The sequence below is a fragment of the Dactylosporangium darangshiense genome, from assembly GCF_039537565.1.
In the GTDB taxonomy this organism is placed as follows: domain Bacteria; phylum Actinomycetota; class Actinomycetes; order Mycobacteriales; family Micromonosporaceae; genus Dactylosporangium; species Dactylosporangium darangshiense.
Map to the genome: position 1 here is coordinate 48,540 of NZ_BAABAT010000030.1, position 25,055 is coordinate 73,594.

Sequence of the window (25,055 nt, forward strand, 5' to 3'; positions counted from 1 at the left end):
CTATCGGAAAAGTAGCTATGATCGCGGCCATGCGTTCCGCGACCCTCCTCCTCGCGGCCGGGCTCAGCGCCGTCCTGGCCGCCGCAGCCGGCTGCGCTCCCACTGACGACGACACCGCGGCGCCCGCCGCCCCGGCCGGCACCGGCAGCGCCGCCGCCTGCGCCCCGGCGCAGCTCAAGACCGTCGCCGCGGGCAAGCTGACCGTCGGCACCGACGACCCGGTGTACCCGCCGTGGTTCTCCGACAACAAGCCCGACAACGGGCAGGGCTTCGAGGCCGCGGTGGCCTACGCCGTGGCCGAGAAGCTCGGCTACACCAAGGACCAGGTGGCCTGGACGCGGGTGACGTTCAACAACGCGATCGCACCCGGGCCCAAGACGTTCGACTTCGACATCAACGAGTTCTCGATCACCGACGAGCGCCGGAAGGCGGTCGACTTCTCCTCGCCGTACTACGACGTCACGCAGACGGTGATCGCGCTGAAGAGTTCGAAGATCGCCGGCGCGAAGACCCTCGCCGACCTCAAGGGCGCGAAGCTCGGCGCGCAGGTCGGCACGACCAGCTACCGCTCGATCACCGAGGTCGTCAAGCCGACGGCGCAGCCTTCGGTGTACAACAACAACGACGACGCCAAGAAGGCGCTGCAGAACGGCCAGATCGACGGGCTCGTCGTGGATCTGCCGACTGCGTTCTACATCACCGGGGCCGAGATCACCGACGCGGTGATCGTCGGGCAGCTGCCGCAGACGTCCGGCACGCCCGAGCAGTTCGGCCTGGTGCTCGACAAGGGTTCCACGCTCACCGGCTGCGTGAGCGGTGCCGTCGACGCGCTGCGGACCGACGGGACGCTGAAGCGCCTGCAGGAGCAGTGGCTGTCGGCGACCCAGGGCGCCCCGACGTTGGGCTGATGAGCACCCAGGTCCCCTTCGAGCGCTCCGCGGTCCAACTGCGGCGCGAGGCGTACCGCCGCCGGCAGACGTTCCTGTCGGTGGCGATCGCCGCCGTGTCCACCGGGGTGGTCGGCGCGCTGCTGCTCGTGGCGATCACCGGCTCGCCGGGCTGGCGGCGGGTCCGGGAGAGCTTCCTCGACCTCGACGCGGCCCGGGAGGCGCTGCCGGCGGTGCTGCGCGGCCTGTGGCTCAACGTCGAGCTGCTGCTGTTCTGCGCCGCCGGCGCGCTGCTGCTCGGGCTCGGCATCGCGACGCTGCGGACGCTGCGACGGCCGGTCTTCTTCCCGCTGCGGGCGCTCGCAACCGGGTACACCTACACGTTCCGCGGCGCGCCGCTCATCATCACCCTGTATGTGTTCGCGTTCGGCATTCCGGGGTTGCGGCTGGGCGGCACCCCGTCGGTGCTGGTACTGGGCGGTGCCGCGCTCGTGCTGACGTACGGCGCCTACATCGCCGAGGTGTTCCGGGCCGGCATCGAGTCGGTTCACCCGTCGCAGCGGGCCGCGGCGCGGTCGCTGGGGCTGACGTACCGCCAGACCATGCGTCACGTCGTGCTGCCGCAGGCGGTCCGCCGCGTCGCCCCGCCGCTGCTCAACGACCTCGTCGCGATGCAGAAGGACGTCGGCCTGATCTCGCTGGCCGGGCCGGTCGACGCGATCCGGGCCGCGCAGATCGAGACGTCGGTGTCGTACAACTACACCCCCTACATCGTCGCCGGCGTGCTGTTCGTGCTGCTGGCGATCCCGCTCGTCGCGGTGACCGACTGGGTCACCGTCCGGGCGGCCCGTCGGCAGTCCGGAGATCTCGGCCTATGACCACCGTCCTATCCGTCGACGGCGTGCACAAGGTGTTCGGCGCCCGGCATGTGCTGCGCGGCGTCTCCCTCGACGTCGCCGAGCACGAGGTGGTGGCCCTCATCGGCGCCAGTGGCTCCGGCAAGTCGACGCTGCTGCGCTGCATCAACCTGCTCGAGCCGGTCGACGACGGCACGATCGGCCTCGACGGCGAGGACATCACCGACCCCCGGGTCGACCCGGACCGGGTCCGGCAGCGCATCGGCATGGTGTTCCAGGCGTTCAACCTGTTCCCGCACATGTCGGTGCTGGCCAACGTGACGCTTGCACCGCGGCGGGTGCACGGCGTGCCGGCCGCCGAGGCGCGCGACAAGGCGATGGCACTGCTGGCCCGGATCGGCCTGGCCGAGCTGGCCCCGGCCTACCCGGACCGGCTCTCCGGTGGCCAGCAGCAGCGGGTCGCGATCGTACGGGCGCTGATGAACACGCCGCGGCTGCTGCTGCTCGACGAGGTCACCTCGGCCCTGGACCCGGAGCTCGTCGGCGAGGTGCTCGCGCTCATCCGGGAGCTGCGCGGCGATGGCATGACCATGCTCCTGGCGACGCACGAGATGGGCTTCGCCCGGCAGGTCGCCGACCGGGTCTGCTTCCTCGACGGCGGCACCCTGGTCGAGCAGGGGCCGCCGGAGCAGGTCCTCGGTGAGCCGCGGGAGGCCCGCACCCGCCAGTTCCTGCGCCGCATCATCGAGGCCGGGCGCCTCCCGATCAGCGGAACCGGCTAATAGTGGTCGGCGATCGGCCGGCGGGCCTCGTCGAACAGCGCCGGCCCCTCGTACCGCACCGGCGGCAGCGGCGCGGTCGCCGGCTTGACCTGCTCGAACTGCTCGGCCGACAGGGCGTACACCACTCGGCCGAGGCCGGAGCGCTCGATCGCGGTGGCGCACATCGGGCAGGGCTGGCAGCTGGTGAACATGGTGGTCACGGCCGCCACGTCGGGGGCCAGCTCCCGGGCGGCCCAGCGGGCGAGCTTCAGTTCCGGGTGGGCGGTGATGTCCGAGTCGGACACCACCGTGTTGTGCTCCTCGATCAGGACGGCGCCGTCCGCACCGACGAGTAGGGAGCCGAACGGCCGCTCGCCGGACGCCCCGGCCTCATCGGCGATCTCGATCGCACGGCGCAGAAATCGCTCGTCGTCGGGAGTCATCGGTCCTCCTGGGATGTTCGGTAGGCGGCCGCGGCCGCGAGCGTCCACCAGGCGGGTCGGTGACCGGTTCAGTGCACCGCAGCGGGTGTCCGGCGTTGACCGTACCGCGCGGCGCGAGCCGGCATCGCTATAAGCCGGATGGTATGTCCGTTAAAAAGGGCCCTGGCCGGCGGCCAGGGCCCTTCGTACTGCCGGCGATCAGCCGTCGGACTCCGGCGCCGGGATGTAGGCGCCCGGCACGTCCTCCGGCGCGTAGATCTTGTCCTCGCCCGGATACGGCTTGGACCAGTCGTGCGCCTCGTACCAGTCGAAGTGGTTCAGCTGCGCGGGGTTCGACGAGTCGGCCCGCGCGCCGGGACCGGTGAGCCGCTGCTGCGACTTCCAGTGCGCCCACTTCGCCGCGACGGCCTGCTTGTCGGCCGGCACCGTCGCCGACGGCGGGGCCGCGGCGGCCGGGTTCGTCTGCGCCGGAACGTCCGCCCCGCACGTCGGCAGCGTGGTCAGACCCGCGGTCAGCGAGGTCTGGTTGGGCAGCGCGGTGAACGGCGTGTAGTCCGGGCGCGAGTTGAACGCCTCGCGCATCGGGCTGGCCGCGGTGTCCTTCTGGTTCATCGGGCGGATGCCGAGGATCTGCTCGATGGTACGGATCATCGTGATCTGCGTGTAGTAGTGGCTGTCGACGACGCCGTGCTGCGCCCACGGGCTGATGATCTGGATCGGGGCGCGGTGACCGTCGACGTGGTCGAGGCCGGCCTGGGAGTCGTCCTCGACCACGAAGATCGCGGAGTCCTTCCAGTACGGGCTGTGCGAGATCTCGTCGACGATCTTGCCGGTCGCGAGGTCGTTGTCCGCGACCTGGGCGGCGCCGTTGGGCGGGCCGCCGGTGTGGTCACTGGAGAGCCAGAACATGTTCAGGTTTGCCGGACCGTTCTTCTCGAAGTCCCGCTTCCAGATCTCGTACCGATAGATGTCCGGAACGTCGGTGTCGAACTTCGGGAAGCCGGGCACCGACACGTTGTTCAGCGACGGGATCGGCGAGGAGGAAACGAGCGGGTAAGCGGTGTCCTGCCCGGTCGCGGCCATGTTCTTCGTGTCGCAGTAGAGGTTCTGCCACGACGCGCCGGCGGGCTTGGTGAGGAACTGGTGGAACTCACCGAAGTCGCGCACGGTCTTGCCGGACGCCTGTGCGCCGGTCCAGAGGAAGCCGCTGCGCTGGTGGCCCAGGGCGTCGTCCTCGGTGTCGTAGCTGCGGATGTACTCGCCGGCCGAGGACTCGGTGTACTCCGGGTCGTCGGCCTGCATCAGCCAGTTGTGCCCCTCGGCCGAGTTCGTGCCGATGTCGTACGTGTTGTCGTACAGCCCGAACTGCTGCGCCAGCGCGTGCTGGTTCGGCGTCACGTTGAGCCCGTACTGCGCGAGCGCCGGGTCGCCGTTGCCGCGCGGGTCGTCGCCGAACTGCTGGTCGTAGGTCCGGTTCTCCTTCACGATCAGGAACACGTGCTTGATCGTCGACGGGTCGCCGAGCCGCAGCGGGACCGGCACCGGCCGCGCGTGGTTCTTGCCCTCCGCGAGGGCGACCGAGTTGCCGAGCCAGCCGTTCTGGGCGAACACCTTGACGGTCATCGCCCGGATCACGCCGTCGTTCGGCAGCTGGAACCGCTGCAGGCTCGACGTCGTGTCGTGGGTGCCGTGCCCGGCCGGGTTGTTCGGCCGGCGGGCGTCGATGCCCCGGGTGTTGGAGACCATCACGTCCTTGCCGACCGTGGCGATCTCCGCCGGGAAGTAGTCCGTCGGCAGCAGGCCGACGAAGCTCACCGGGTGCTTCGGGCTCGTGTAGCGGTACACGGCGACCGCGTTGGCCCGGCCCAGCGTCACCAGCAGGTGCCCGTCGTCGGTCAGCGTCACCGCGTCGGGCTCGTATCCGACCTTCGCCTCCGGCCACGGCTGGGTGGCGATGGTCTGCACCACCTTGTCCTTGGCGGTGTCGATGACGGACACGTCGTTGGTGGCCGTGTTGGTGACGAACAGCGCACCGTTCTTGGCGAACAGCGCCGTCGGGTGCAGCCCGACGTCGATGCTGCCGACGGCCGCCGCCGGGTTGGCGACGTCGATGACGCTGACCGTTCCGGTGGTGGTCGCCGCGGTCACCGGATCGGCCGGCACCTGGGTGTTGTACGAGTTGATGGTCGACTCGCCGGGTTTGGCCGGACGGCCGCCCTCGTTGCTCACATAAAGCTTGTTGCCGACCAGCTTCAGGTCGCGGGGCGCGTTGCCGACCGCCCAGCTCTGCTGGACCGCGCCGGAGGCCGCGTTGATGGACACGACCCGGTTCTGGCCGTTGACGGCCGAGTACACTGTCTGGCCGTCGGCGGAGAACACGGCCTCGCCGACGAGCGCCCGCTTCGGGCCGTCCGCGGCGATCGGGACGAACACCGGGTTGGCGAGGGTGCCGTCGGCGTTGACGGTGAACTTGCGGTAGCCGTCGGCCTGGCCCAGCCACAGCTGCGAACCGTCGGGTGAGTACGTCGGCCCCTCCTGGCCCACGTCGTTGCCGCTGATGCGCAGGTTGGCGTTCGCGTTGTTGCCGATGAGCTGCTGCACCTTCCAGCTCTTGAGCTCGACAATGGCCAGTGCCATCCCGCCGTCGGCGACCGACGCCGCGAGGTGGGTGCCGTCCGGGCTGACGGACGACGACATGATCTTGCCGTTGTTGATCTGCAGGCGATCGCCGATCGGGTCGAGGTACTGGTCGCTGGAGACGACGAGCCCCTTGTCGGTCAGCTGGCCCACCTGGTCGGTGCCGAACTGGTGCGTCTGGGCGTGCGCGACGCCGACGCCACCGGCGACGACGGCGACCGCGGTGGTACCGGCCACCACTGGAATCCGGTGACTGATGCGTGCCTTCTCGACACGCCGTCGACGGCGTGTTACTTGCATGCGCTATCCCTTCGCGGTGGTTGGGAGCAGCTCGACGTTGCCGTCGAACTGCCAGAGCGGGTTCGGTGCGTCCCCGGTCTGGGTGCGCACCAGGAAGTAGCCGTTCACTTCCTTCGGCCCGTCGCCGTCGGCGACGTACCGCCCGTCCGCGGTGACGTCGAGCTGGTAGATGGCCTGCCCGGTGGCCTCGACGTCGGGGAGGTGCCAGGACACGGCGCAGCGCCAGTCGTTGCCCGGCCCCTCCTGGGCCCCTTTGCCGCCGCTCTTGTTGCACGCCGCGGTCGCCCCCAGCTGGGCCTCGGTGACGTCTGAGCGGTTCAGTTGCCTGGCTTGGATGCGGTACAGATGGGCGAACGCGGTGGCGACGGAGCGCTCCACCTTGTCCTGGTCGATCCCAGAGCCCGTGAACCCGGTCCCCGCCGCCGTCGCGACGAGCACCACCGCCACGGCGACGAGCCCCGCGACGGGCAGCGCCCCGGCGGTGACCGCGCGCCGCCCTGCACCGTCGTAGGCCAGGTTGGTGAAGTCGCGCCGCACGAAGAGCCGGTACGCCAGCGCCGTCGCGGTCGCCGCCCACGCGAGACTGACGGCGACGCCGATCAGCAGCGGCCCCGGCTGCGCCGGGCTGGTGAACAGCCCGTTCCAGGCGATGAACGCATAGCTGGGCAGGGCGAGCCGCACGGCGACGGGCAGCGGCAACATCTGGGCGAGCTGCATCGCGAGGGCGGCGATGGCCGGCAGCAGCAGCCCCATCGGCGAGCGCCCCAGCGCCACCGACCCGAGCAGCCCGATAGCGGCGAGCGCGAGGGTCGGTGCGAGCGCGCACACCCAGGCGAGCAGCACCTTCCCGGCCGCGTCACCCGGTGACAACAGGTGCCCGTCGAGTCCGACGAGCGGCAGGTTGCCGACCGTGACGAGCCCGCCGACGGTACTGGAGACCATCAGCCCGGCCACGAGCAGCAGGATGACGCTGAGGCTGGCGAGGGCCTTGGCCGCGAAGATCCGCCGCGGCGAGCGGACCGCCACGAGCAGGTGCCGCCAAGTGCCGAGCCGGTCCTCGGACGCGAACACGTCGCCGGCGACCACCGACGTCAGCAGCGGCAGCGCCCACGTGCCCGCGAAGCCGAGCATGACCAGCGACCCGGCCCAGCCGGTGGCGAGCATCCAGCGGCCGAAGAGGGTGTCGACCGGCAGCGTGCTCTGCTGGCCGACGGCGGCGACGAAGAGCGCCGGGGCGATCCAGCAGGCGAGGACCAGCAGGCGGATCCGCCACTGCGAGACGAGCTTGACGACCTCGAACCGGTAGCCCCGGGACACCGTGACGTTGCGGGCCTTCTCGTCGGCGATCGTCGCGGTCATTCGCCGTCCTCCTGCTCGGTGTGCTGCGCCTCGGTCAGCGCGAGAAACGCGGTCTCCAGCGGCGACACCACGGGAGCCAGCTCACGCAGCGCCACACCCGCCTGCACGAGCCGCACCACCAGCGCATCGAGCGCCGGCACCAGCGCCCGCACGACGAGCGCGTCGCCGTCGTGCCCCGCCACGACCCCGATCCCGGCCGTCTCGCCGGCCAGCCGGCGCGCGGCCGGCGGGTCGGAGGTGAGCAGCCGGTAGTCGAGCTCGCGGTTCTCGGCCGCCAGCTTGCTCAGCGGCCCGGAGAACACGACCCGCCCGGTGGCGAGGATGGTGACCTCGGAGCACAGCGCCTCCAGGTCGTCCATGCGGTGGCTCGACAGCACCACGCTCGCCCCCTGCGCCGCGAGCCGCGTGAGGACACCGTGGACATGCTTCTTGCCCGCCGGGTCGAGCCCGTTGGACGGCTCGTCGAGCACGAGCAGCCGCGGCTTCGTCAGCAGTGCGGCGGCCAGCCCGAGCCGCTGGCGCATCCCGAGCGAGAACCCGTTGGCCCGATCGTCGGCGACGTCGGTGAGCCCCACCTGATCCAGCAGCTCGTCGATCGGCGCGTCCTGCCCGCGCAGTGCGGCCAGCGCGGCCAGATTCTGCCGGGCGGTCAGCGACGGGTAGAGCCCCGGCCCGTCCACGAACCCGGCCACCCCGTCCGGCGCCGCGAGGGCCCGCCCGACGGCCGTCCCGAGAATCTCCAGCCGCCCTCTGTCGGCGACGGCCAACCCGAGCAGCAGCCCGAGCAGCGTGGTCTTCCCGGCCCCGTTCGGCCCGACGAGCCCGTGGATCTGCCCTTGCGCCACATCCAGATCAATACCGTCGAGCGCGACGACTTCGCCGAAGCACTTGGTGATCCCGCGAGCCCGGATTGCACGGCGTCTATCCATCGGAACCTTCTTTCGTCACCTCCAGTCGAAACTAGGGATCGCGGAACGACACAGGCAGCTACACCTGTCTGAACGTTTCCGAAACGGGAGGAGACCGGCTTCGATGCACAATTCCGGCGAAATGGGAATCGTCCATCGCCGATGTATGGTTGTCGGGCACCCAACGGGCATCAGGCGTGATAGGTTCCTCACCGCGCCCGTAGCGACGAAGGAGGTGAGCGCGATGGTGTTCCGTCCGTCCGTGCTCCCGACCCGTCCGGGCGACCGCTGAAACACGGGAGCACACCGCTTCTCCTGTAGAGGATGTTCCCGTGACCGACCTGGTCATCCGCCCGCTGCGCGCGGGCGAGCACACGCTGTTCCAATCCATGCCGGAGCCGCCCACCGTTGGCATGGCCCTGTTCGGCCGCGACTTCGCCGAGACGATGGCCGCCGGCCAGTACCGTCCCGAGTGGACCTGGGTAGCCCTCGACGGCGACACGGTCGTTGCGCGGGCCGCCTGGTGGGGCGGGCCCGACGACAACGCCCCGCTGGCGCTGGACTGGTTCGATCCCGGCACCGACCCGATGCTGGGTGGGGAGCTGCTCCGCGCCGCCGGTTTCAGCGTCGACTACCACCTCATCCTGCCGACCGACTGGCGCGACGTTCCTGAGACGCACCGCGCGGCCCAGTCGCGCATCACCGCCGCCGGCGCTGCCGGATTCATCCCGGTCCTGGAGCGGCTGCGGTACCGGTGGACGCCGGCCGACGGCCTGCCAGAGCGCCCAGCGCGGCTGACGTACCACCCCGTCGCGGACGATGCGGTACTCCACGACGTGCTGCGCCGCATTCTGACCGGCAGCCTCGACTTCCACCAGCGTCAGGCGATCGAGCGCAAAGGCGTCGAGGCGGCCATCGCCGACGACCTGGAGTTCCTGACCTGGCTGCCGAGTCCACGCGACTGGTGGCGCCTGGCTCGCGACACGGCCGGCAACCTCACCGGCATCGTGATACCCGCACGCAACCACGCCTCGCCGATCATCGCCTATGTCGGGGTGCTGCCGGAGGCGCGGGGGCACGGCTACGCCTACGACCTGCTCGCCGAGGGCACCCACATCCTGGTTGAGCAGGGCGCGGAGGCCATCGCTGCGGACACCGACCTGACGAACACACCGATGGCCGCCACGTTCGCCCGAGCCGGGTATCCGGTGGTGCAGCGGCGAATCATCCTGAACCGTCCGGCCTAGTGGGACCGGCGTAATAGGAACGGTATGAGGCTCATGGCCGGCCACTGTGGGCCTCATACCGCTGGCTGAACATCGCCGTACGGTTGGGGCCATGCGGTTGTACGGCTATGACGATCCCCGGCCCGCCGACGCGCTCGAGGCGGACGAGGACTGGTCCGCCGAGCGGCTGGCGGCGGACTTCGGCGTCGGCCTCGAGGTGGCGCGCCTGGCGATCAAGCAGCGGCTGTCCTTCGCACCGCAGCCGCCGCCGGCGGCCCTCGTCGTGGACGGCGCGCCCTTGCTGGACGAGCCCGCGTTCTGGGCCGGGCACCTCGGCGGTGCCGTCGCCGCGCGGGCGCACCTCGCGTCCGCCTGCGGCACGACGTGGCAGGAGGCTCGCGAGTTCCGGAATTCGCGGGTGTACCGCGAGCAGGCGTGGCCGGCGTTCGAGGTGCCGCTGCCGGCGGGCGGGGTGCTGCTCGTCGTCTACCGCACCGACGTGTTCATGACCCTCGAGGCCGACTGCGTGTGGGTCGCCGACAGGGAGTACCGGCTGGATTTCTGGCTCGTGCCCGCCGACGGCCGCGGCATGGCCCTGGCGAACCGCTCGGGCCACCCTCGCCTGCCCGCGCTGCGCTGGCCCGAGCTGCGCGAGATCGTGCGGGGCGCGCCCGACCGGACGGCCGCCCGCCGGCTGCTGCTGCTCGCGCCGATCCTCGGCGACGCCGCCACCGACGACGGCGGCGCCGCCGTCGCGTCGCTCGCGTGGGCGCTGTCGGTCGTCGGCGGCCTGGGCCGGGATGCACCGCAGGTGCGTGTGGCCGCGGAGTCGCTCGCCCGCGCCGAGCCGACCCGGTGGCGGCGCGACGACGGCGTGTGGGTCTGCGACCACCCGGTCAGCGGCCGCAACCCCGACGGTCCGTGCGCCCTCGATCGCGACGAGATCCGCCGCGCCTCGGCCGCCCTGGGTCAGGCCTGATACCAGGCGAGGACCCGCAGCGCGCGCAGCGTGTTCCAGCGGCTGGGCTCGCCGACCGCGCCCTCGATCGCGAAGTGCACCCGGCCGGGATGGATGCGGTCGAGCGGCCAGCACCCGTGCGCCGGGCACTTGACCCGCACGACCTCGACGGCCTCGGCCATCCGCGGGTCCGGCTCGGCCCCGGCGCGGCGGAAGTAGTCCAGCGCACGCAGCACGTCGTAGTGCCAGTAGTGCGGGAACGCGAAGTCCAGGTATCCGGGCCGGACGACCTCGCCGGTGGTGCGCCGGCGGAACAGGCCCCGCTCGAGCAGGTACTCCTCCCCGCCGCGGCGCGCCTCCCGCACGGCCTCGGACCCGCCGGTGGCCCGCTCGAACTCGAGCAGCCCTTCGAGGACGTTGATCGTCGTGTCGAACGAGGAGCGCACGGACCCGCGCTCGGCCTCGCAGTTCCAGCCGCCGTCGGCGAGCTGCTCCCCGATCACGCGCGCCACGAGCGGCTCGACGTCGACGCCGAAGTACGCCCCGGTGTCGATCGTCCGCCCGTTGATGCACGGCTCGACCTCGCCGTCGAAGTACCGCTGCCCTTCGTGCTCCCAGCGCCCGTTCTCGGCGACGAGCGCCACCGCCCGCCGCGCCGCCGCACAGTCCGGCTCGAGCCCCAGGATCTGCAGGGTCTGCAGGGTGTGCATCGTCGCCGTCCACGGCTGCCCCGGCTCGTCGCCGGTGTAGCCGCCCGGGAAGCACGCCCCGCCGTCCCACAGCCCGTCGGCGCCTTCGGCCGCAAGCAGCCTGGCACCCCACCCTTCGCGCTCAACCCGCGCCCGCTCGGCGGCAACCTCCTCCGGCGCGGCGCCGACGAGATCTCGCAGCACCTGCCACCGGATGGACGGCTCACCGTCGAGCAGCCAATCGACCACGCTCACCAGGGCAGCCTAGCCGTCCGCGCGGCCTCCGCGAGCCAAACGCGTAGTCTGTGGGTCGTGGACCAGGAAGATCGCATCGCACTGTTCCTCGACTACGAGAACCTCGCGCTGGGCGCGCGCGACCATCTGGGCGGCATGGCCTTCGATTTCCGCCCCATCGCCGACGCCCTGGCCGAGCGCGGCCGCGTCGTGGTCCGCCGTGCGTACGCCGACTGGTCCTTCTTCGACGAGGACCGCCGCATGCTGACCCGCTCCCACGTCGAGCTGATCGAGATGCCGCAGCGCATGGGCGCGTCGCGCAAGAACGCCGCCGACATCAAGATGGCCGTGGACGCGATGGAGCTCGCGTTCGAACGCGAGTACATCTCCACGTTCGTCCTCTGCACCGGCGACAGCGACTTCACCCCGCTGGTGCACAAGCTGCGCGGCCTCAACAAGCGGGTCATCGGCGTCGGCGTCGAACAGTCCACGTCGGCGCTGCTCCCGCCGGCCTGCGACGAGTTCCTGTACTACGACCGCCTCGAGGGCGTCGAGGTCCCGGCCACCCCGGCCCGCCGAACCCGGCCGCCACAGCGCCAGCCCGAGCCGGTCCCCCCGGCCGAGGTCACCCGCGACACCGACACCCTCGCGGTCCTGGTCGCCCAGACGGTCGCCGGGCTGCAGGGCAGCTCGGCCGGCGAGGTCACCGCGTCATTGCTCAAGCGCACCCTGCTGCGCAAGGACCCGACGTTCAGCGAGTCCGACTACGGCTTCCGCGCCTTCGGCGAACTGCTGCGCCACCTCGCCGAGCGCAACGTGATCGAGCTGACCGAGGGCCCCGCGAAGGGCGACCCCGAGGTGGCCCTCCCCGAGCACGGCGACAAGGAGGTGGCCTTCGCCCTGCTGCGCTCCGTCGTCCAGGACGCCAACGCCGGCGACGGCGGCGTGGCCCTGTCCGGCCTGAAGAACCAGGTCCGCCGGGTCCGCCCGGACTTCAGCGAGAAGAAGCTCGGCTACCGCACGTTCCTGCAGTTCTGCCGGGCCGCCGCAACGAGCGGCGCCGTGCAGCTGCGCTGGAGCCCCGAGGTGGACGACTACCTGCTCACCACCGCCTGAAGACCGCACCGTGGTGGACACTGCTTGGGATGTCCGACTCCAGGTGGATGCGGTTCCGTTCCGGGTCTGACGCGGTCGGGACGGCGGATACCTAGCGTAGCCGGCATGGATCTGCACAAGTCTGGGCCGCGTGACGGCGAACCGGCGCTGGCCACCTGGGATGTGGGGAAGCGGTACGGACGGCGATGGGTGCTGGCGGGCGCGACTCTACGGGTGCCGACCGGCGGCGTCGTCGCCCTGGTAGGGCCCAACGGCGCCGGCAAGACGACCCTGCTGCACCTGGCGGTGGGCCTCACAGCGCCGGACGCCGGGCACCTGATGGTGTTCGGCCGGTCGCCGCGGGCCGCGACCGCCCGGGGCGACGTCGGGTTCGTCGCGCAGGACAAGCCGTTGTACCGCCGGTTTCGGGTGGGTGAGCTGTTGCGCATGGGTTCGGGGCTCAATCCGCGGTGGGACCAGCGCTACGCCCTGCTGCGGCTGGAGGGTCTCGGGATCGACCCGGGCAGGCGGGCCGGTTCGCTGTCCGGCGGGGAGCAGGCCCAGGTGGCGCTGACGCTCGCCCTGGCGAAGCGGCCGCGGCTGTTGCTGCTCGACGAGCCGGCCGCGGCGCTGGATCCACTGGCGCGACGGGCGTTCCTCGACCACGTGCGCGCCGAGACCGCAGCGTGCGGCATCACGGTCCTGCACTCGTCGCACGACGTCGCCGAGCTCGACCGCGCCTGCGACCACCTCGTCGTGGTCCGCCGCGGCACTGTCGTGCACGCCGGTCCGATCGCGGAGCTCATCGCGGCCGGACACGGCCTGGAGGACTTCGTGCTGCGCGCCCTCGGCGGCGATCACGCATCGGAGGCGGCGGCATGATCTGGCTGTCCTGGCGTCAGCACCGCAACCAGTTGCTCGCCGCGGCCGCCGCCGTCGCGGCTCTCTCGGCGGCGTACCTGGCGATGCGCGGACCCCTCGTCTCCTACCTTCGCGACAGCGGACTCACCGCATGCCTGGCTCAGCAGAACGAGGGCTGCGGCGACCTCATCGGCGGCCTGCGCTCGCAATATCCCGCGCTGCTCGACGCACTGCCGTACCTGAACCTGGTGCCGGCACTGGCCGGGTTGTTCTGGGGCGCTCCACTGATCGCCGGCGAGGTCGAGGCCGGCACCCACCGCCTGGCCTGGACGCAGGGCGTCGGCCGGCAGCGCTGGCTGTGGACCAAGGTGGCGCTGCTCGTCGCCGGCTGCGTGGCGTTCGGCCTGGCTGCCGGCGTGGTCGACCGCTGGTTCCTCGACCCGTACATCCGGGCCGGCGCGATCAGCCCCGTCCAGCGCAACTGGATCGGACTGTTCGGCGTCGCGCCGGCCGGCTACGCCCTGTTCGCGTTCGCGCTGGGTGCGGTCGTGGGCACCTACGTGCGCCGCAACCTGCCCGTGATGGTGGTCACCCTGGCCGTCTTCGTGCCGATCCGGCTCGCCTGGGAGCAGATCCGGTACGGCCTGACGTCTCCGGTACGGGCCACCTATCCCCTCGACGCCGCCCGGCCGCCCGGGATCGGACGACAGGACTGGCGGCTCGACATGACCGGCCTGGTCGACCGGGCCGGCAGCTCGGTCGGCCCGGAGCAGGCCGCCCAGTGGTGCGCCGGATCGAGCGGCGGGGACAAGGGCGGACTGGACGGCTGCCTCGCCGGCCACGGCGTGCAGCGACTCGACTGGTACGTCCCGGCCGACCGGTTCTGGCACCTGCAGGCCCTCGACGCCACCGTGTTCGCCACGCTCGCCGCGGTGCTGCTGGTCGTGCTCACGCTGCGGGTCACCCGTCGGGTCGGCTGAATCGTATGCTCTTCGGGATGGGCCGGGTGACGTGGCTGCCCCAACGTGCACGGTCGACGCCGGCGGACGCGACGGTGGCGCTGGCGCTGCTCATCTGCGCCGCCGTCCTCGCCGGCCGGACCACCGATCCGTTCCCCTACGGTTTGCTGCTCGCCGCCGCCGCGCTCGCGTGGCGGCGCAACAGCCCGACCGTTGTGTGCGCCGTAGTCGCGCTCGGCCTGATGGCCACCTTCCCACTGCCGGTGACCGACTCGGTCGTCGTGATCGCCGTCCTGTGCCTGATCCTGGCCTGCTATGCAGCCGCCGTACACGCCCGGCACTCGTGGCTCGGACCGGCGCTGCTCGTCGCGGCTGTGACCCCATTCGCCGGCGGCAGCCGGCTGCCCGTCCCCGACGTCGCGATGCCGTTCCTGGTGCTGTGCAGTGCCTGGCTGGCCGGCGTCGCCGTACGGTCGCGGGCCCGCACCGCCCTCGCGTGGCGGGCGGAGGCGGATCGGGCCGCCCGGGAACGCGACGCCGCCTACGCCAGCGCGGTGCGGGACGAGCGCGCCCGCATCGCCCGGGAACTGCACGACGTGGTGACCCACAGAGTCAGCGTCATGGTCATCGCCGCAGGGGCGGCCCGGACCCTGTTGCCGAGCGACCCGGAACGCGCCGGCGCGCAGCTGCGCCTGATCGAGGCCGGCGGCCGGGAAGCACTCGGCGACCTGCGGGGCATGCTCAACCTGCTGGCCACCGTCGCCGACGAGAACGGCATGCACCCGCAGCCCGGCCTGGCCATGCTGCCCGACCTCGTCGCCGGGGTCACCGCCGCGGGCCTGCCGGTGACGTGCCACGTCACCGGCGCGCGGCGGCTGCCGCCGGGGCTGGACCTCGCCGTGTACCGCATCGTCCAGGAAGCGCTGACCAACTCGCTGCGGCACTCCAACCGCGCCGGCACCCGGGTCAGCGTCGAGCTGCGCGCCGACGCGCTCACGCTGCTCATCGCCGACGACCAGCCGCCGCCGGCACCCCGGCCCGCGGCCACCGGCGGCGGGCGCGGGCTGATCGGCATCCGCGAGCGCGTGGCGTCCTACAGCGGCACCGTGACCGTCGACGACGACCCGGCCCGCCCGTTTGCCATCGCCGTGCGCATGCCGATCCCGTACGGCACCGAACCGGGAGCGGCGCCGTGATCCGGCTGGTCATCGCCGACGACGACCCGCTCGTGCGCACGGGCCTCGGCATCATCCTCAACGCCGCACCGGACCTCACCGTCGTGGCCGAGGCCGGCGACGGCGCCGCCGCCGTCGAGGCCGTCCGCCGGGAACGCCCCGACGTCGTCCTGCTCGACGTGCGAATGCCGGGCACGGACGGGCTCACCGCGGCCCGCGCCCTGCTCGCTGAGCCGGCACCGTGGAAGATCGTCATGCTGACGACGTTCGACATCGACGACTACGTCTACGCCGCTCTGCGGGCCGGCGCGAGCGGCTTCCTGCTCAAGGACATCCCGCCGGAGCGGCTCGTCTCCGCGGTACGACACGTTCTCACCGGCGACGTGCTGCTCGCCCCCACGATCACCACCCGGCTCGTGGCCCGGCACGCCGGCCCGGCAACCAGCGGCGAGCAGACCGAAATCCTGACCGGCCTCACCGCGCGCGAGCGCGAAGTCCTCGCCCTCATCGGCGAGGGCCTGTCCAACGCCGAGATCGCCGGCCGGCTCTTCCTCGGCGAGGCGACGGTGAAGACCCACGTCGGCCGCGTCTTTGCCAAGCTGGGCCTGCGCGACCGCGTCCAGGCCGTCATCGCCGCCTACCGGACCGGCCTGGCCCCGCCCCGTCACCGCCGCGACACCCGTTAGCCGCCGCATACGAGCCGGGTGGGGTTCAGGGACGACCTCGTACCGCCGCCTGAATCTCGGCGCGGTAGTGCAAGTCACGGGATGGTCGGCAGTGCGCCGGGGTACTCGCGCTCGAACCGCCGGTGCACCCACAGGATACGGCCGTCGTGGCGTACCACCCGGCGCAGGTCGGCAAGGGCGACGTCCTGGGCGCGCAGCATCGCGTGCAGCGTGCGCAGCACGGCGCCCTCGGCGATGAGCACCGACGAGGTTCGATCGCTCACCCGCCCGGCCAGGCCGGCGCTGCCGTCGTCGTCGGACAGGTGGCCGGCCGCTTCCGTGGCCGCCTTGAGCGTCTCGGCGGCCGCCGACACGCGCTCCTCGACGACCTTCCACTGCTGGTCGTCGAGGTTGAGCTTGAGATCGGCCAGGCCCACGCCCAGCAGCGGCTTGAGCAGCATCGCGGTGATCTTGATCAGGGGTACGGCCTTCGTCCACCATTCGCGGGGAACGTCGATCTCGTAGCTGCCCGCGCCCGGCCGATCAGGTTCGAGGACGTCGATCGGTTGGAGCGAGTGTTCGCAGTACAACGTCAGCCGCATCCTCATCGTGGTCAATTGCGGGTTGCGGAACGACGCGCCGACCGGGTCGAGCGTGAACAGCCGCGGCCCGTCCGCCGCCTCGTCGTTGAGCTGCCACATGAGGGCGGCGAGCCGGGCGTTGACGCCGGCGAGGTCGGACTTCACGTGGTCGCTGAGGTCGGTGATCCGCCGATGCAGCTCGTGAAGGTTGCCGCCGACGTGTGCCATCTCGTGCTGCAGCGCGGCCAGCGGATCGCGGCCGGCCGCCGACCCGCCGAGCAGAGCGTCGATGGCGGGAAACTCGTCGCAGCCCGGCACCGGGCATTGCGCCACCGACTGCCCGTGCGCGTCGCGCAGCTTGATGAGCTTGTCGACGTCGAACAGCCCTGCACCGGGCGTCGGCAGGCCGCAGCCTTCGCGGCAGGCGACGAGGGCGACGGTGGTCAGGCCGGGCCAGAACCGATCGATGCAGTACCGGATCTCGTCGGTCACCTGCCGCAGGTACGTGACGGCGTCGGGCCCGCGCACCTGCACCTGCACGCCGACGCCGGTCCGCACCGTCAGCAGCGCGCGGGCGCCGTACCGGCTCTGCGTGACCATGCCGTGCTGCCAGTGCACGCCCTGCGGCGACCCCGGCTCCGTGTAGCGCTGCTGGTGCAGGCGGACGATCAGCCGGTACATCAAGGCCTCGGGGATCACGACCCGCCCGGCCTGCCCCTCGGAGATGCGGCACACCTCCAGGTACTCGCGGTCGTCGGGCCGGAACTCGTTCCATGCCGTGCCGAGGCCGGGCTGTGCGGCCGGGACGAGCTGCGCGATCAGGCTCAACGGCTCGGGCGAGGCGTCGTGGGACACCTGGTAGGTGAGCTCGAAACGCTCCATGAGGGCCAGGAACAGCCGCTGCTGCTCCCGGGTGTAGGGCGCCCGCCCGTCCGGCTGTGACGCGCCCCAGAGCCGCCCGAGCGTGCGATGCGCAACCAGCCCGACCGAGTCGGTCGCGTCGCGGCTGTCCAGCACGGTGGCGATGGCGACGTTGAGCCAGTCCGGCTGGAGGATAACGAACTCGGCGAGCGCGTCGTCGTTGCCGTAGTAGATCCACGTCCCGAGCCGGTGCGCGTTCATGGCCAGCGACCGCGCCTGGGCGGCGCTCAGCCCCTGGCCGGCGGCGACGCTCTCGTATTCCCGGTAGTCGACGACCTGCCGCCCGCCGGCCGAGAGCGCGTCGATGGTCCGTCGCCACCGGGCCGGGTACCGCCGCCGCACGTGCGGCAATGCGTCCGCGGCGACCGCGATCGCCGCCCGCAGCGCCGCCAGCCCCGCATCGCCGGGATCGGCGCTGTCGACCTCGAAGAACCCGGCGATGAGGTCGCCGAAGCGCCGCTGCAGCGAAGGCTCGTCGATCGCATCGGCCCGCGAGGCCGGCCCACCGTGCGAGGCAACCACGAAAACTCGGGCATCCGGCGCGCGGTGCGCGATCGTGGCGATCCAGGACTCGACCATGCCGGCCGCGCTGCCGGCCCGCGGCTTCCATACCACGACGTAGATCGCGGGCGCACTGAAGAACACTTGATGCGCCGGCTGGTACGCCTTCTGTCCCCCGAAGTCCCACCCGTTCAACGTGATCGATCGACCCTCACGTCCGACGGTCACCGGCTTGATCTCCATGCCGTGGGTCTGCGGCCGTTTCGCCACCCACGGATCCCCGCGCAGCGCCGCAAGCAGCGAGCTCTTCCCGGCCTCACCGGCGCCTACGAACACCAGCTTCGCCTCAGCGATCGCGACCCCGTCGGTGGCCAGCTCCCGCAGAAACGTCAGCAGCGCCTGAGTCCCCTCAAGCTCCGCGGCCAGCACCTCCGGCGGCAACGGATTGCCCGCTACGGTCAGCACCTCGAGGTCCGCGAATCCGGCAATCGCATCCGGCAGCTCGGTAAGCTCGTTGCCGTTCAGCGTCAGCTCGGTCAGCAAGGTCCAGGCGTCGATCAGGGCCGGCAGCGCACCAAGCCGGTTGCGGGTCACGTCCAACCGGCTGAGCGACGTCCAGGCAGCGACGGCGTGGGGCAGGGCGGCGAGCTGATTGCCGGTGAGGTACAGCGTCGACAGGGATCTCCACCCCTCGACCGCCCCCGGCAACGACGCGAGCTGGTTGTGGTCCAGCACCAGGTGGACGAGGGATGCCCAGTCGCCGATCGCGTCGGGCAACACCGTCAGCCGGTTGCCGGCCAGATCCAGCTTGGTGAGCGACGTCCAGCCCGCGACGGCGCCGGGCAGCGCGGTGAGCTGATTGCCGCTCAGGGTCAGCCCGGCGAGCGAGGTCCAGGCCGCCACCGCATCGGGGAGCGTGGTGAGCCGATTGCGTTCCGCACCCAGCGTCTTGAGTGACGTCCAGGCGGCGACGGCATCGGGCAGCGCGGTGAGCTGGTTGCCGTTCATGGTCAGCGTCGTGAGCGCGGTCCAGGCCGCGACCGCGTCGGGCAACGCCGTGAGCCGGTTGCGGCTCATGTACAGCGCCGTGAGTGAAGTCCAGCCGGCAACGGCCTCCGGCAGCGAGGTGAGCTGATTGCCGTTGAGGGTCAGCTCGGTGAGCGAGCGCCAACCGGCAACCGCATCGGGCAGCACCTCGAGGTTGTTGCCGTTGAGGGTCAACTCTTTGAGCGATGTCCAGCCGGCGACCGCACCGGGCAGCGCGGTGAGCTGGTTGCCGCTCAGGTAGATCGTGGTCAGCGCGGTCCAGGCCGATACCGCGCCGGGCAACTCGGTGAGCCGATTGCCGCTGAGGTGCAGCGTGGTCAGGGCCGTCCACGCGCAGACCGCACCGGGCAGCGAGGTGAGCTGGTTGCCGCTCAGGAACAGCGTGGTGAGCGACGACCACTGCGTGACCGCATCAGGTAGCCCGGTGAGCTGGTTGTTGTCCAGGTCCAGCCGGGCCAGCGACGTCCAGCCCGCGACTGCGTCGGGCAACTCGCTCAGCGCGTTGTTGTCCAGGTCCAGTCGGGCCAGCGACGTCCAGCGCGCTACCGCGTCGGGTAACGCTGTGAGCCCGTTGGCGCTCAGCGTCAGCGTGGTGAGCGCCCGCCAGCCTGCGATCGCGTCGGGCAGCGCGGTGAGCCGGTTGCCGTGCAGGGTCAGCACCTCGAGCGATGTCCAGCCTGCGACCGCGTCGGGTAACGCGGAGATCCGATTGCCGCTCAACGTCAACCTGGTGAGCGACCCCCAGGTGGCTACCGCATCGGGCAGCTCGTTGAGCAGGTTGCCGGCCAGCGACAGCTCGGCCACCGAGGTCCACTCGGCGACCGCCTCGGGCAGCGAGGTGAGCCGGTTGCCGGCCAGGTTGATGCTGGTCGCAGTGGTGAACACCGCAGGTTCCTCGAGCAGCTCGGAAAGATCGCCCGCCGACAGCCCGAGACCCCGAAAGTCGATGCGCCGGTTCACGGCCGCGTCCAAGCGGCGTCGAGCCTCGGCAACAGCCCGGCTACTCATGGCGACGTAGCCTAATCGCGCGCTACCCGGAATCCCCTCCGTCGTTCATGGCGTCAAACGTTCGCCTCGGACCACCGCCAGGTGATGCAGAGAACCTGCTCGTCGTCGGGCGCGCCCGCTGCAGGTCTTGAGGGGGCGTGGGTGGAGCGGAGCTCCCCCACCGCGAGCGCAGCGAGCCCAGGAAACATCTAGCCGTGGTAGCGGTCGCCGGCGTAGGTCTCCAGGGCGTCGCGGACCAGCTGGTCGCCGAAGCCGCTGACGCTCGTCAGGAAGAACACGCTGTGCGGGCGGGACCAGAAACGGGCCGTCAGGTGGTCGCTGCCGAGGGCCGAGTTGCTGCCCGGGGTGCAGACCAGCCAGAGGCTGGAGCGGTGCTTCATGAAGTACACCGTCGCCATCTGCGGCCACGGGAACGTTGCGGCGGTGCCGTTCTGGGTGATGGTGATGCCGGTGGGGTCGATCGTGGTCGGGCGGGTGTCGCGGGAGGACAGCGCCCAGTGGAACAGCTTGTAAGCGGTGCCCGCCACGCCCGCCACGAGCAGCAGCCAGCTCACGGCCGTGAGGAGGGTGCCGTCGAAGGCGCCCGCGATGAGGCCGGCGACGATCAGGGCGCCGAAGCGGAACGTGGCCGACGAGTGGATCCGGTACGGGTTGGGGACCAGCTTGCGCTTGTCCTGCGGATGCGGCGTCGGGAAGATCGAGGTTGCGTCAGGCCGCCCATAAGCAGGTGCGGGAGCGGGGGCGGGACCGGGTGCGGGTGGCATGACGACTGTTACGGGCTCGCGGACAGTGGCCGGCATGGCCGGCGTGGCCGGTGTGGCGTCCACCAAGGTCGGCGGGCGATCCGGGGTCCGGGGGCGAGCCGGGCGCGGCGGGGGCTCGTTGGCGGCCATCGCCAGGTACTGCAGAGCGCCCTCGGCCACCACCAGCTCAGGGTGCTCGACCCGGCGCGGCGAACGGCCCGTGGCCTGGCCCAGCAGGGTCGCCACGAGTGGGGTGCGGGTGGCGCCGCCGACCAGGAACAGCTCGGCGCGGTCCTCGCGGCCGATCTTCGCCCGGCGCAGGACCGACTCGGTCATCTGCACGGTGCGCTGCAGCAGCGGGCGGGCGTCGCGCTCGAAGTCGCCGCGGGTGACCGAGGCGTCCTCCTCGATCAGCGGTACCGCGACGCGAGCGAGGCGCTCGGCGCTCAGGCGCTCCTTCGCGTTGCGGCAGTCGTCCCACAGCAGGCGCGCCGACCAGCGATCGGGGCCCTCGGGCTCGATGAGGCGGGCCCACTCGTCGGGGTGGCGGTCGCCGATCGAGCGGCCGACGCGGCGCAGGACGACCTCGTCGAGGTCCAGGCCGCCGACGTCGTCGAGGCCGGCCTTGGCCAGCTGCTGGAACTCGCGGCCGGTGCGCAGGACGGCGGTGATGTCGCAGGTGCCGGCGCCGAGGTCGTAGACGACGAGGGGGTCGCCGTCGGCGACGGTGGCGCCGCTGGCCAGCAGGTGCGCGGCGGCGGCCTCGGGCTCGCTGAGCATGGCCGGCTGGTGCAGGCCGGCGTGGCCGGCGGCGGCGCGCAGGACGCCCTGGCGGTCGGCGTTCCAGGCGGCGGGGTGGGTGAGCACGACCCGCAGGCGGTCGGTGCCGGCGCGGCGGACGGCCTCGGCGTGCACCTGGGCCAGCGTCGCCCCGATCAGCTGCGCGACGTCGAACTCGTCGCCGCCGAGCAGGACCCGGCGCTCGCCGATGCGCCGCTTCGGGTTGGGCTCGTAGCGGCCGGGGTCGAGGCGGGCCGAGCGCACGGCGGCGTTGCCGGTGACGAGGGTGCGGTGCTCGTCGGCCCAGACCGCGGAGGGCAGCAGCGGGCGGCCGTCGAACTGCAGCGGGAACGGGGCCTCGCCGGGCGGCTGGAGGTACGCGACGGTGTTCGTTGTGCCGTAGTCGATGCTCAGCCGGAACTCGCTCACTGGGAACCCCCCTGCAGGCTGAAGATCACAACGGCGACGAGGGCGACGACGACGAGGGCGATCGCGCCGACGGCGATGAGCGTGCGCGGCGTGGGCCGGCCGATGCCGGTCGGCGCGCCTTCGGAGCGGGTGACCGTGGGCACCGGCAGGGTGCGCACTCGGGTGCGGCGCTCGGCGAGCATCAGCTCGTTGCGCTCGGGCCACACGTCGGACAGGCCCGCCTCCAGGTAGCGGTCCCGGGCGGCGAGCTGGTCGACGCGCGCCTTGCCCGCGAGGGTCGGCTGGAAGCGCCGAAGAGCGAAGAGCAGCGCCGGCGGTACCTCGGAGATGGCGTCGCGGGCGAGGAACTTCAGCACGTCGTGCAGCGTGCGCCCGTCCTCGGCGCCGAGCTGCGCGCCGAACGCGGCCTGCAGCACCCGGAACCAGCGGTCCTGGGCCAGCTGCGCGTCGCCGGGCAGGAACGGGATGCAGTGCACGAGGAAGTCGGTGCGCTCCAGCGCGGTATGGGTGACGTCGAGCTGTGCGGGGTCGAAGCGGCGGTTCTCGGCGGCGCTGAGCAGCAGCTCGGTGATGTGCACGTCGGAGCCTGTGTGCCGGTTGGCCAGCTCGATGAGGTCGGGCAGCGAGATGCGGTCCATGAGGGCGCGGATGCCGGGCGACTGCAGTGCCGGCGGCACGCCGAAGGCGACGGCCCGCTGGGCGAGCTCGACGATCGCGGCCGGGCCGGCGGCGGAGTTGCGCCCGTGCGCGGCCCAGGCGCGCAGGTGATCGTCGACGAGGGCGGGGTCGAACGCGGAGTTGCGCAGGGTCTCGCGCAGCGCGTTGCTGGCGGAGGTGCGCATGCAGCGCTGCACGGTGTGCCGCGTGACGACCGCCGCCGCGCCCGGGTGCTGCCCGGCGAGGCGGCCGGCGGGCTGCCAGGCGAGGTACATCGTGCGCAGGTCACCGTCGTTGAGCTTGGCGAGCTCGGCCTCGACCTGGCGCATCCCCTCCTCGGTGTGCAGCAGCTCCAGGTGCTCGGCGGCGGCCTGCCCGGAGGTGACCGCGTCGATGAGGGTGGTCTGCAGGATGCGGCCGCCGACGAGGACCTCGCTCTGCCACTGCCGGACCTCGGCGGCGCCGGCGAGGCGGCGGGCGCCGCGCAGCGGCGCGACGGCGGCGGCACCGCCCCGGCGCCACACGTCGGCGAGCTGGGCCGCGAAGTCGGACGGGCGGGTGCCGCCCGGGTGCAGGCGCACGCGGGTGGTGGCGTAGCCGGGGCCGCCGGCGACGGCGTCAAGGAACACCACGCGCGGCAGGTCCGGGTCGGTGTCGTCGTCCTCGTTGGTGGCGAAGGTCAGGTCGCGGCCGTCGCCGAGGACGTCGACGAGGCCGCGCACGAGCGCGGTGGCGGGCGCGTCGGGCTGTACCACGCTCAGCGGCGAGTCGGGGCTGTCCATGATCCGGGTGAGCAGCTCGTCGAAGAGCGGGCCGGGGTCGGGCACCGGCCGGGCGTAGGCGGCTTCGGCGTGCTCGCGCAGCGCGTGCAGCTCGACGGCGGCGAGGCGGCCGGGCGGGTACGCCTCGGCGGCGTTGAACCCGGCCCAGCCCGGCCAGCCTTCGAGGCCGAGGGCAAGCTGGACGGTGACGACGTTCTCGGGGCCGATGAGCGCGTGCGCGATCGCGGCGCCGGGGCGGTTCTTGTCGTCGCGGGCGGGCACCTTGTGCAGGACCACGCCGGCGCCCTCGATGCGCAGGTAGGCCAGCGACGGCCGCTCGTTGCGCCCGCCGGCCCGGGTGATGCGCAGCGCGAGCCGCTCGTCCCACCAGGAGACCGCGGACGCGGGCAGCGAGGTGGCGTCGGGCCCCACCCCGTCGTGGCCGGCGGCCTGCGACCGGGCGCGCCAGCGGAACACGATCTGGTCGATCCGATCCATCGCCGCCTCCTCAGTTGCCCAGCAGGGACCGGTCGAGCACCCCGGTCATCGCGAACAGCGACAGCAGCGGGCGCAGGACCCGGCGGGGCCCGAAGCCCTCGGCCGGGAAGTGCCCGTCGACCGGCGCGACGCCGGCCGCGGAGGCGAAGTGCAGGCTCACGTCGCTGACCCGGTTCACCGGCGGCAGGAAGCGCTCGGCGCCGTTGGTGGCGAGGAACTCGTACACCTCCTCGCTCTCCTCCGCGACGGTGTAGAGGTTGCCCGTGTCCTCGCGCGACAGCCAGCGCTCCACCTCGGGCCGGCGGGCGGCGAGCAGGTCGGACTTGGCGACCACCATCGCCGCCGGGATCGGCAGGAACTGGGTGCCGGACTCCCCGCGGACCTCGACGAGGCGGTCCATGACGGCGTTGAAGGCCGGGTCGCCGTAGACGGTGGCGGGCTCCCCGAGCACCGTCGGCAGCGCCTTCTCCGGGTCGACGACGAAGACGAGCGCGTTGACCGCGGACAGGAACGACGTGTCGAGGAACCGGTCGCCGGAGCGGCGGCGGCGCAGCTGCTCGCCGGCGACGTCGAAGAACGCGACGGCGAAGTCGCGCTTGGCGTGCGCGCTGTACACCTTGGCGACGTAACTGAACGCGATCGGGCTGATCTGGGTCAGCGGCAGCTGCTCGCGCCGGTGGCAGAACGGCTCGACGTAGCGGGTCATGTAGTTGTGCTCGATGGCCTCGTCGAGCCGTTCGACCCGCAGCCCGAGGTCGGCGAGCTCGAGGCTGCTGCGCAGCGCCTCGACCATCGCGGCCAGGAGCAGCGTCTTGCCGGCGGCGCGGTGCCCGACGAGGCCGATGACGATCGGGTCGCCGTAGTCGCCGTAGCGGTCGGGCAGGTAGTGGGTGGTGGCGACGCCGTCGCGCATGAGGGTGCAGGCCCGCTGCGCGCCGAGGCGCCGCTCGGCGAACGCCTCGCGGGTCTCGTCGGAGCCGCGCGCGCGGAACGGCCGGCGCTGCTGGGTCTCCACGTCGAGCTCGACCCGCTGGGCCTTGCTCCAGTGCACCCACTGCAGGCAGATCGGGCACATCACGCGGCCCAGCATCCGGCTCGGACTGGGCAGGATCATC

General features: G+C 72.1%; 19 protein-coding genes. 10 read left to right on the forward strand and 9 right to left on the reverse strand.

The annotated features are described in order from the left end of the window. Nucleotides 1–29 precede the first annotated feature (29 nt). The 3 genes from ABD901_RS38945 to ABD901_RS38955 are packed head-to-tail and all read left to right on the forward strand — an operon-like array spanning nucleotide 30 to nucleotide 2,526. Nucleotides 30–908 (forward strand): ABC transporter substrate-binding protein, encoded by an 879-nt coding sequence (locus ABD901_RS38945; protein ID WP_345135136.1) that lies wholly within the window; start codon nucleotides 30–32, stop codon nucleotides 906–908. Further along, nucleotides 908–1,765 (forward strand): amino acid ABC transporter permease, encoded by an 858-nt coding sequence (locus ABD901_RS38950; RefSeq protein WP_345135138.1) that lies wholly within the window; start codon nucleotides 908–910, stop codon nucleotides 1,763–1,765. Before ABD901_RS38945 ends, ABD901_RS38950 begins: the two co-directional genes overlap by 1 nt. Beyond that, complete coding sequence (locus tag ABD901_RS38955) at nucleotides 1,762–2,526, forward strand: amino acid ABC transporter ATP-binding protein (protein ID WP_345135140.1); 765 nt, start codon at nucleotides 1,762–1,764, stop codon at nucleotides 2,524–2,526. Before ABD901_RS38950 ends, ABD901_RS38955 begins: the two co-directional genes overlap by 4 nt. On the opposite strand, the gene ABD901_RS38960 is transcribed toward ABD901_RS38955, so the two are convergent. The 4 genes from ABD901_RS38960 to ABD901_RS38975 all read right to left on the reverse strand — a co-directional run bounded on the left by ABD901_RS38960 (nucleotide 2,523) and on the right by ABD901_RS38975 (nucleotide 8,173). Continuing rightward, complete coding sequence (locus tag ABD901_RS38960) at nucleotides 2,523–2,948, reverse strand: nucleoside deaminase (RefSeq protein WP_345135142.1); 426 nt, start codon at nucleotides 2,946–2,948, stop codon at nucleotides 2,523–2,525. The genes ABD901_RS38955 and ABD901_RS38960 overlap by 4 nt on opposite strands. Before the next feature lie 198 nt (nucleotides 2,949–3,146). Further along, entirely contained in the window at nucleotides 3,147–5,822 is a 2,676-nt protein-coding gene (locus tag ABD901_RS38965; RefSeq protein WP_345135144.1) for an alkaline phosphatase family protein, read from the reverse strand. Nucleotides 5,823–5,888: 66 nt separating this feature from the next. Beyond that, entirely contained in the window at nucleotides 5,889–7,244 is a 1,356-nt protein-coding gene (locus ABD901_RS38970) for an ABC transporter permease (RefSeq protein WP_345135146.1), read from the reverse strand. Beyond that, nucleotides 7,241–8,173, reverse strand: a complete 933-nt coding sequence (locus ABD901_RS38975) for an ABC transporter ATP-binding protein (protein ID WP_345135148.1) — start codon at nucleotides 8,171–8,173, stop codon at nucleotides 7,241–7,243. Before ABD901_RS38975 ends, ABD901_RS38970 begins: the two co-directional genes overlap by 4 nt. Before the next feature lie 311 nt (nucleotides 8,174–8,484). Here ABD901_RS38975 and ABD901_RS38980 point away from each other — a divergent pair, with 311 nt between their 5' ends. Then, the gene (locus ABD901_RS38980; RefSeq protein ID WP_345135150.1) at nucleotides 8,485–9,399 is read left to right on the forward strand and encodes a GNAT family N-acetyltransferase; all 915 of its coding nucleotides are present in this window, start codon (nucleotides 8,485–8,487) and stop codon (nucleotides 9,397–9,399) included. Between the two features lie 91 nt (nucleotides 9,400–9,490). Further along, on the forward strand, nucleotides 9,491–10,357 hold the full coding sequence (locus tag ABD901_RS38985; RefSeq protein ID WP_345135152.1) for a hypothetical protein: 867 nt from the start codon (nucleotides 9,491–9,493) through the stop codon (nucleotides 10,355–10,357). On the opposite strand, the gene ABD901_RS38990 is transcribed toward ABD901_RS38985, so the two are convergent. Then, a complete protein-coding gene (locus ABD901_RS38990; RefSeq protein ID WP_345135154.1) occupies nucleotides 10,348–11,280 on the reverse strand; it encodes a hypothetical protein in 933 nt (310 codons plus the stop codon). The two genes, ABD901_RS38985 and ABD901_RS38990, sit on opposite strands and share 10 nt — an antisense overlap. A gap of 57 nt (nucleotides 11,281–11,337) precedes the next feature. Between ABD901_RS38990 and ABD901_RS38995 the strand changes: the two genes are divergently transcribed. From ABD901_RS38995 to ABD901_RS39015, 5 genes are all read left to right on the forward strand, one after another. Then, nucleotides 11,338–12,375, forward strand: a complete 1,038-nt coding sequence (locus ABD901_RS38995) for an NYN domain-containing protein (protein ID WP_345135156.1) — start codon at nucleotides 11,338–11,340, stop codon at nucleotides 12,373–12,375. 105 nt (nucleotides 12,376–12,480) lie between these two features. Continuing rightward, nucleotides 12,481–13,236 (forward strand): ABC transporter ATP-binding protein, encoded by a 756-nt coding sequence (locus tag ABD901_RS39000; protein ID WP_345135158.1) that lies wholly within the window; start codon nucleotides 12,481–12,483, stop codon nucleotides 13,234–13,236. Next, nucleotides 13,233–14,195, forward strand: coding sequence for an ABC transporter permease subunit (locus ABD901_RS39005; protein WP_345135160.1), 963 nt, complete (start codon nucleotides 13,233–13,235; stop codon nucleotides 14,193–14,195). The genes ABD901_RS39000 and ABD901_RS39005 overlap by 4 nt, the downstream gene beginning before the upstream one ends. A 17-nt stretch (nucleotides 14,196–14,212) precedes the next feature. Continuing rightward, the gene (locus tag ABD901_RS39010) at nucleotides 14,213–15,370 is read left to right on the forward strand and encodes a sensor histidine kinase (protein ID WP_345135162.1); all 1,158 of its coding nucleotides are present in this window, start codon (nucleotides 14,213–14,215) and stop codon (nucleotides 15,368–15,370) included. After that, nucleotides 15,367–16,035: a response regulator gene (locus ABD901_RS39015; RefSeq protein WP_345135164.1), complete on the forward strand. Its 669-nt coding sequence runs from the start codon at nucleotides 15,367–15,369 to the stop codon at nucleotides 16,033–16,035. The genes ABD901_RS39010 and ABD901_RS39015 overlap by 4 nt, the downstream gene beginning before the upstream one ends. 74 nt (nucleotides 16,036–16,109) lie before the next feature. On the opposite strand, the gene ABD901_RS39020 is transcribed toward ABD901_RS39015, so the two are convergent. The 4 genes from ABD901_RS39020 to ABD901_RS39035 form a co-directional block, all read right to left on the reverse strand. Further along, nucleotides 16,110–20,024 carry a leucine-rich repeat domain-containing protein gene (locus ABD901_RS39020; RefSeq protein WP_345135166.1) on the reverse strand — a complete coding sequence of 1,305 codons (3,915 nt, stop codon included), beginning with the start codon at nucleotides 20,022–20,024 and terminating at the stop codon, nucleotides 16,110–16,112. 236 nt (nucleotides 20,025–20,260) lie between these two features. Next, entirely contained in the window at nucleotides 20,261–22,024 is a 1,764-nt protein-coding gene (locus tag ABD901_RS39025; protein WP_345135168.1) for an Hsp70 family protein, read from the reverse strand. Further along, nucleotides 22,021–23,940 (reverse strand): hypothetical protein, encoded by a 1,920-nt coding sequence (locus ABD901_RS39030; protein ID WP_345135170.1) that lies wholly within the window; start codon nucleotides 23,938–23,940, stop codon nucleotides 22,021–22,023. Before ABD901_RS39030 ends, ABD901_RS39025 begins: the two co-directional genes overlap by 4 nt. 10 nt (nucleotides 23,941–23,950) lie before the next feature. Then, nucleotides 23,951–25,054, reverse strand: a complete 1,104-nt coding sequence (locus tag ABD901_RS39035) for a hypothetical protein (protein ID WP_345135172.1) — start codon at nucleotides 25,052–25,054, stop codon at nucleotides 23,951–23,953. Nucleotide 25,055 lies beyond the last annotated feature (1 nt).